Here is a 7,105-nt window from a genome sequence, read left to right as displayed (position 1 = left end):
CTGTATTGCTAATCCTCCTATCAATTCTAATTGTATCCTGCAGACAGGAGGAAAATGAATTTATTGAGGCCACTCCCGAAGAAACTCTCAAAGCTAATTCTAACGTTGCCAATTTGTTACTGCGTACTTCCATGAACGATGGATCTGATGACAATATTATTGATAACGCCAGTTGTTTCTCCATTGATTTACCTGTAACTGTTAATGTGAGTGGTTTGGAGATTATTGTAGATTCTGAAGAAGATTTTGATACTATTGAGGATATTTTTGACGAATTTGATGATGATGATGATGACCTGGAAATATACTTCCCGATCACCATTGTTTTAGCCGATTTTACAGAGGTTTCAATCAATAGTTTTGATGAATTCGATGACTTTGCAGCTGATTGTAGTGGAGAAAATGAGGATGACGATGACATCGAATGTGCAGATATCAAATATCCTATTTCGACCTCCATTTTTGATATTAATAACGAATTGATTGGCAGCTTGGATATTAATAATGATCAAGAGCTTTATAATTTTATCGATGACCTTGAAGATACCGATATCGTTAATGTAGGTTTCCCCATTGTTGTAATACTTTCAGATGGAACAGAAGTTGAAGCATTTAATCTGAATCAATTAGAAGATATCCTGGATGATGCCAAAGATGATTGTGATGAAGATGACGACAATGATTTTGACGATGATGATTGCGAAAATTGTAGTACAGATCAGCTAGCTGATGTTTTAACAGGTTGCGACAATTGGATGGTAGATAAATTAGAACGAAATGATAATGACCTGGAAGACCTTTATGTTGGATATCAGTTCAATTTCATGGCCGATGGAACCCTTTCAGCAACCTCAAATAGCGATACATTCCCCGGAACCTGGGAAAGCGCAGGAAGCGGTGAAAGTATTTCAGTTGCAATAAATATTCCCAATTTACCTGATTTCAATGATACATGGAATTTACATGAAATTGAGCAAGAAGGTGATGAAAATCAAGTGGATTTACGCCTGGGTGATGATCGATTACGATTTGAAAGTGATTGCACTAATAGTGGTGATGGGAATGGTGGTGAGAATATGGACATGCTTGGTACCATCCTACAGGATGGACTTTGGAAAGTGGCATCTTATTTAGATGATGGTATTGATGAGACCAATGATTACGGCGGATACGAACTCAACTTCAATAATGATGGTACCGTAGTAGCAGATAACGGTACTCCTATAAATGGTGACTGGTCTTTACAAAATTCTGAAACCACACTTATATTAAATTTTGGAACTTTCATGCCCTTTAATGAATTTAATGACGACTGGGATGTAATTGCTACCTCTGATACAAGTGTGGAATTGCAAGACGTTAGCGGTGGCGGAGGCGGAACGGATACTTTAATTCTGGAAAAATTATAACCTTAAAAATACAACTATGAAAAGCAACAATTTATTATATACTTTGATGGTATTTGCGCTCCTGTTTATTTCCTGTTCATCTGATAATTCTGATGATGTTAACGCTGCCAATAGCATGGCTGATATCCAGGAAATTTCGGATTTGGTGTCAAATGGAACATGGACCATTACCAACTTTGTAGACTCGGGGAGTGATGAAACCGCAAATTTTACCGGTTATGGATTTTCCTTTAATTCGGATGGTAATCTGGTAGCAGATAATGGTTCAAATACAGTAAATGGGACATGGTCTGTCACCGATGACAGCGGCAGTGATGATAGTAATGACGATAGTAGTATTGATGATAGCAGTGATGATATTGATTTTAACATCTTTTTTGCCTCACCTTCCAATTTTAACGAGTTGTCTGAAGATTGGGATATAGTTTCCCGAACAGATTCCAGGATTGAACTTATTCACGTTAGTGGAGGCAATGGAGGTACGGACAATTTAACTTTTGAGAAGAATTAGACCTGCTTATTGAGAAAACCATTGAAAGGTTTGCCCCCTCCTTACATAACAGGTTTTGATGAACTGCCCCAATATTTATTGGGGCAGTTTTATATTTATCTTTGATTTAAGAAGATAACGTATTCACATTTTTTAAGTAAACCAATATGGATTTAGGCAACTCTCTTTCGTATCTGAACCCTGAACTGATAAAGAAGATACAGGCTGAAGCTAATTTAAAGGAACTACCCCGACATACTGAAATCTTACGGGAAGGTCAGTTTATAAAAGTAATCCCTATAGTGCTTGAAGGCTTGATCAAGGTCTATACCCGCTACGAAGACCGGGAACTATTACTCTATTATATCCAGCCGGATGAAAGTTGTATTATGTCATTTTCTGCCAGTATAAAAAATGAACCCAGTACTATTTTTGCTATTGCAGAGGAGGACACAACCGCATTATTGTTGCCGGTTAATAAGGTAGCTAAGTGGATGATTCAATATCCTGATATTAACACGCTGTTTTTTCAACAATACAAACAACGTTATAGTGATTTGCTGGATACCATTCACCATGTTTTATTTAATAGAATGGATGAAAGGTTGTACAAGCATTTGAAAACCAAAACGCAAGTGAGCCATCAAAACCCATTAAAAATATCACATCAACAAGTTGCAGATGAATTAGGCACAGTCAGGGAAGTTGTTAGTCGCGTAATGAAGAAACTGGAAAATGACGGCCTTGTGAAACAAGACAGCAAAGGAATTAAAATTTTCTAACAGTGACTAAAGTCACTGTACAACAGATTTTTCCAATATAATTTTGTGTAAAAGATTGATGAGCAGGAAACTTGTAAAATTTTTGCTGGGATGCCTAATCTGCACCATTATGGTTACAAGTATATTATTGCTTATGGAACAATTGTCTAATTAAAATACAAAAATCATGAAAAAGAATATGGGTTCAACTGATCGTATTATCCGATTTATAATCGCTGCAATTTTCGCCGCACTTTACTTCACAGGTACTGTAGGAGGTACGTTAGGTATCGTTTTATTAATAGTAGCGGTAATCTTTCTATTAACTAGTTTTATTAGTTTCTGTCCTATATATGCACCATTTGGTATTAGCACTTGTGCGGTTAAGAAAAAGGAATCCTAATCGTGCAATAAAAAATAACCTAAGCTTATAAATTTTAAGGCTGTTGGTGTAATGGGAAATTGAGTTGTATATCCCAAGTCTCATAGTAAGGACCTGAAAATATGAACGGGAATGCCCTTAAAGGTAGTGGTTTTATCTAAATGCATCCCATTGTTAAGAGCTACTTTTTGTGACCCAATATTGTCTATATGTATGATTGAAATTATGGAATCTGCCAGTTGGTGTTCCAGGGCATAAGCCTTACACTTTTTGGCTGCCTCTGTGGCGTACCCTTTTTTCCAGTATTCAGGCAGTATGGAATACCCTATTTCTAATTCCTGAATTTCATCTACGGTTTGGATCAAGAGACCACACATTCCCACAAGTTGGCCGTTTTCTTTGCTTATAAGTGCATTTAGTCCACCTAAATTGTTTTTATATCTTGTAAATACCTTCGTAAACCAATTCCGGCATGCCACCTCAGGTTCAAAGATCTCTCCTGCAAAATACCGTGAACTTAAGGGTTCCTGGTGGAATGGTAACCAGTAATTAAAATCTGATTTTGATACTTTACGGAAAATAAGCCTTTTACTTTCCTCTCCTTCCAGAAGTAAGTTCATTTAGTGCTTTTTACATTCTAATATATTCTATGCGATCGCCAACTTCCAAAGCATATTGTTTGCGTTGTCCGGCATTAAGTTCCAGTACATATTGAACCGGGACTTCAGAGGAAAGGCCGGTCTCATCCATTGGTTGCGCATTTTCCTTATAACTTGCAATCTTAAGTTCCTCATCTATAAAAATAAGGTCGAGTGGTATTTTTGTGTTTTTCATATAAAAAGAATGGAAGACCACGTCCGGAAAGATAAAAAACATCCCCTGGTCCATTTCCATAGACTCTCGGTACATAAGGCCTGTCTGGGTCTCATAATCAGATTCAGCGATTTCGATATTGTATTTTATGATAACAGAGTCTGATTGTTGCCTGAAGATGGTAAGTTCTCCCTCTTTTGTAAACGTTACAGGCTCTGTTTTGACTACTTTTTTCTGATCATCTTTACAGCCATTAAGCGTTACAAGGGCCAAAATCAGAGAAATAACATAAATTTTTAGTGTTTTCATCTTAGCTTATATTAAGTCGATATTCACTAAGCAATAATGCTTTTTTTTCTGAACATAAAATAAAATCCAACAAGAATAAAAGGAATACTTAACCATTGGCCGGTTGATAATAACCCTAATGATTCTTCAAATCCACCCTGACTTTTCTTTACAAATTCTACAAAGAACCGAATGGTCCAAAGCAGTACCAGGAATAAACCAAATAAAAATCCGGGCTGATTTTTTTTGTCGGTCTTCCAGTAAAAGTAATACAGGATCAGAAAAACAAATATATAAGCGACACCTTCATACAATTGTGCGGGATGTCTAAAAGGGATTGCGCTAAAATAATCAGCAAACTTTGGATTATTTTCCAGTGCAGCATAGGCCGCATTAACAGTCTCTTCTTTGGTGATCTGTAATGCGGATGCTGCTGGCATATCATCTGAATCGCGCACAAATTTAGTCGCAAAAGCAAAATTTTCATCTGTTATTTTACCATTTATTTCAGAGTTAAAGAAATTACCTAATCTTACGAAAAATGCCCCTATGGCAACAGTAATAACCACCCGGTCTAAAACCCATAACATTTTAAGGTCTTTGTATTTTCTGCTCAAAAGATACATGCCGATAATAATACCAATAGCTGCACCATGGCTGGCCAGACCGGTAAAACCGGTAAACTCATAACCATTTATAATGCCGAATAATGTACTTCCAACACGCTCTTTTATAGGAAGCAGAATCTCCACAAGATGGTTTTTATAATAGGGCCAGTCATAAAAAAAGACATGTCCCAGGCGTGCACCAAGCATTGTTGAAAGTACCGTGTAAATAAAAAGGGAATCTAGTTGTTCGAGGGATTTTTTTTCGTTTAAAAAAATCTTTTTCATAATATACCAACCCAGAGCAAAGGCTACTATCCAAGAAAGATTGTAGTATTTAATTTGTAAAACACCAATTTTGAAAAGGGTATCATCCGGATTCCAAATAAAACCTAAAAAATACATAGTGAAGCTATTAAGCGGCTAAGATAAGAAAATTGAACAGAGGCCAAAGGCAAAATGTAGCTTAACTTTCATGGACTTTTTTGGCCTTTTTATGTTGATATAAGATTTAAACAATAGCCTAATTATACCTGAGTTTAAAAGGTCAGGGTACGGGATCATAACCTTTTCCACCCCAGGGATTACAACTGAAAATACGTTTTATGGCCAACCAACCTCCTTTAAAAAGGCCGTGTTTTTTTAGGGCTTCAAGCGTATATTGAGAGCATGTTGGGGAATATCGGCAAGTGGCAGGGGTTAAAGGTGAAATTACCAACTGGTAGAACCTTACCAGAAAAATAAAGGGCGCGATTAAAATTTTTTTCACCTTGAGGAATATTTTTAAAGACTAGTTTTTTGTGCCATTAGTAATAAGAATTTCATAAAAAACAGCTCGCAAGGATTTACCCCGTGGATACTGCAATTTATGAGGAGACACTAAAAGTCGTGCCCTCTTTGCTGTCTTTTAGCTGAACACCAAGGGCTGCTAACTGGTCCCTTATCTTATCAGATGTACCAAAATCTTTGTTGGCACGGGCTTCATTGCGCAATTGAATGAGTAATTCTACCACACCCGATAACTTTTCTGAATCCTTTCCACTATCATTTTTGTTCTCCAGGCCAAGTACGTCAAATACAAAACTATTCATGGTCTCGATGAGAATTTTTTTATCCTCTACAGAAAGCTGTTCTTTTCCTTCTTTTATGAGGTTGATATGTTTAACTCCTTCAAAAAGGTTTGCAATTAGAATGGGGGTATTAAAATCGTCATTCATTGCATCATAACACTTTTGCCTCCATTCCTTAATATCAAAATCTGAATTAGCACCGGTATTTAAACCGTCCAGACCGGTAATTGCTTCCATAAGCCTTTGATACCCCTTTTCTGAGGCAAGCAGGGCTTCGTTGCTTAAATCGAGAATACTGGTATAATGTGCCTGCATCATAAAAAAGCGCACGACAGAAGGAGAAAATGCTTTGCTAAGTATGCTATTATTGCCGGTAAAGATCTCATTCGGGAGAATATTATTCCCGGTAGATTTTGCCATTTTTTTACCATTTAAGGTAAGCATATTGGCATGCAACCAATATTTTACAGGAGAATGACCATTACTGGCCTCTGCCTGGGCAATTTCACATTCGTGATGAGGAAATTTAAGATCCATCCCACCGCCGTGAATGTCAAAATTCTCACCAAGATATTTTGTGCTCATCGCCGTGCATTCAAGATGCCATCCCGGAAAACCATCTCCCCATGGAGAAGGCCATCGCATAATATGTTGCGGTTCAGCCTTTTTCCATAAAGCGAAATCCTGAGGGTTTTTCTTTTCGTCCTGAGCCGCGAGTTCCCGGGTATTTGAGATCATGTCTTCCAGCTTTCTGCCACTCAGTTTGCCGTATTCATAATCTTCATTAAACTTCTTAACATCAAAGTAGACAGAATCGTTAATTTCATAGGCGTAGCCTTTGTCAAGGATCTCTTTAATGATCTCTATTTGCTCAATAATATGACCTGTTGCTGTTGGTTCAATACTGGGAGGTAAAAAGTTGAATTTTTGAAGGATATTGTGAAAATCCACGGTATAGCGCTGGACGACTTCCATGGGCTCTATTTGTTCCAACCGTGCTTTTTTTGCAATTTTATCCTCCCCTTGATCAGCGTCGCCTTCCAAATGACCTGCATCTGTAATATTCCTTACATAACGCACCTTGTACCCCAAATGCCTGAGGTATCGAAAGATCATGTCAAACGACATAAACGTTCTGCAGTTTCCCAGATGTACATTACTGTATACCGTGGGACCGCATACATACATACCTACATGCCCTTCATTAATTGGTTCAAATAGTTCTTTGGTACTGGAAAGGGAATTGTAGACTTTAAGGTGTTGGGTTTTATACAATTGCATTGTTGC

Annotated in this window: 9 protein-coding genes; 4 read left to right on the top strand and 5 right to left on the bottom strand. The window is 37.4% G+C overall.

Annotation, left to right across the window (positions count from 1 at the left end; translation table 11 throughout):
- The 4 genes from WBM60_RS05485 to WBM60_RS05470 form a co-directional block, all read left to right on the top strand.
- A partial coding sequence (locus WBM60_RS05485) for a hypothetical protein (RefSeq protein WP_424282840.1) occupies window positions 1-1,409 on the top strand: 1,409 nt, incomplete at its 5' end.
- 16 nt (window positions 1,410-1,425) lie between these two features.
- Window positions 1,426-1,920, top strand: coding sequence for a hypothetical protein (locus WBM60_RS05480; RefSeq protein ID WP_424261984.1), 495 nt, complete (start codon window positions 1,426-1,428; stop codon window positions 1,918-1,920).
- A 146-nt stretch (window positions 1,921-2,066) separates the two neighbouring features.
- Window positions 2,067-2,681, top strand: a complete 615-nt coding sequence (locus WBM60_RS05475) for a Crp/Fnr family transcriptional regulator (protein WP_424277356.1) — start codon at window positions 2,067-2,069, stop codon at window positions 2,679-2,681.
- 166 nt (window positions 2,682-2,847) lie between these two features.
- Window positions 2,848-3,063, top strand: a complete 216-nt coding sequence (locus WBM60_RS05470) for a YgaP family membrane protein (protein WP_424260988.1) — start codon at window positions 2,848-2,850, stop codon at window positions 3,061-3,063.
- Between the two features lie 80 nt (window positions 3,064-3,143).
- Here the strand turns inward: WBM60_RS05470 and WBM60_RS05465 are convergent, their stop codons facing one another.
- From WBM60_RS05465 to cysS, 5 genes are all read right to left on the bottom strand, one after another.
- On the bottom strand, window positions 3,144-3,662 hold the full coding sequence (locus WBM60_RS05465) for a GNAT family N-acetyltransferase (RefSeq protein WP_424282839.1): 519 nt from the start codon (window positions 3,660-3,662) through the stop codon (window positions 3,144-3,146).
- 10 nt (window positions 3,663-3,672) lie between these two features.
- The gene (locus WBM60_RS05460; protein ID WP_424282838.1) at window positions 3,673-4,164 is read right to left on the bottom strand and encodes a DUF192 domain-containing protein; all 492 of its coding nucleotides are present in this window, start codon (window positions 4,162-4,164) and stop codon (window positions 3,673-3,675) included.
- A gap of 26 nt (window positions 4,165-4,190) precedes the next feature.
- Window positions 4,191-5,153: a prolipoprotein diacylglyceryl transferase gene (lgt, locus tag WBM60_RS05455; protein WP_424260982.1), complete on the bottom strand. Its 963-nt coding sequence runs from the start codon at window positions 5,151-5,153 to the stop codon at window positions 4,191-4,193.
- A 142-nt stretch (window positions 5,154-5,295) separates the two neighbouring features.
- On the bottom strand, window positions 5,296-5,517 hold the full coding sequence (yidD, locus tag WBM60_RS05450) for a membrane protein insertion efficiency factor YidD (RefSeq protein WP_424260980.1): 222 nt from the start codon (window positions 5,515-5,517) through the stop codon (window positions 5,296-5,298).
- A 97-nt stretch (window positions 5,518-5,614) separates the two neighbouring features.
- Window positions 5,615-7,099, bottom strand: coding sequence for a cysteine--tRNA ligase (gene cysS, locus WBM60_RS05445; protein ID WP_424276807.1), 1,485 nt, complete (start codon window positions 7,097-7,099; stop codon window positions 5,615-5,617).
- Window positions 7,100-7,105 lie beyond the last annotated feature (6 nt).

This window comes from Eudoraea sp., assembly GCF_049669105.1.
Classification (GTDB): Bacteria; Bacteroidota; Bacteroidia; order Flavobacteriales; family Flavobacteriaceae; genus Eudoraea.
The sequence above is the reverse complement of the archived record's forward strand: the minus strand, read 5'-3'. Positions and strand labels throughout refer to the sequence as shown.

Excerpts from the sequence above, each read along its gene's own strand:
- WBM60_RS05480 (WP_424261984.1), top strand. The coding sequence starts at position 1,426 with ATGAAAAGCAACAATTTATTATATACTTTGATGGTATTTGCGCTCCTG.
- WBM60_RS05475 (WP_424277356.1), top strand. The coding sequence starts at position 2,067 with ATGGATTTAGGCAACTCTCTTTCGTATCTGAACCCTGAACTGATAAAG.
- WBM60_RS05470 (WP_424260988.1), top strand. The coding sequence starts at position 2,848 with ATGAAAAAGAATATGGGTTCAACTGATCGTATTATCCGATTTATAATC.
- WBM60_RS05465 (WP_424282839.1), bottom strand. The coding sequence starts at position 3,662 with ATGAACTTACTTCTGGAAGGAGAGGAAAGTAAAAGGCTTATTTTCCGT.
- WBM60_RS05460 (WP_424282838.1), bottom strand. The coding sequence starts at position 4,164 with ATGAAAACACTAAAAATTTATGTTATTTCTCTGATTTTGGCCCTTGTA.
- lgt (WP_424260982.1), bottom strand. The coding sequence starts at position 5,153 with ATGTATTTTTTAGGTTTTATTTGGAATCCGGATGATACCCTTTTCAAA.
- cysS (WP_424276807.1), bottom strand. The coding sequence starts at position 7,099 with ATGCAATTGTATAAAACCCAACACCTTAAAGTCTACAATTCCCTTTCC.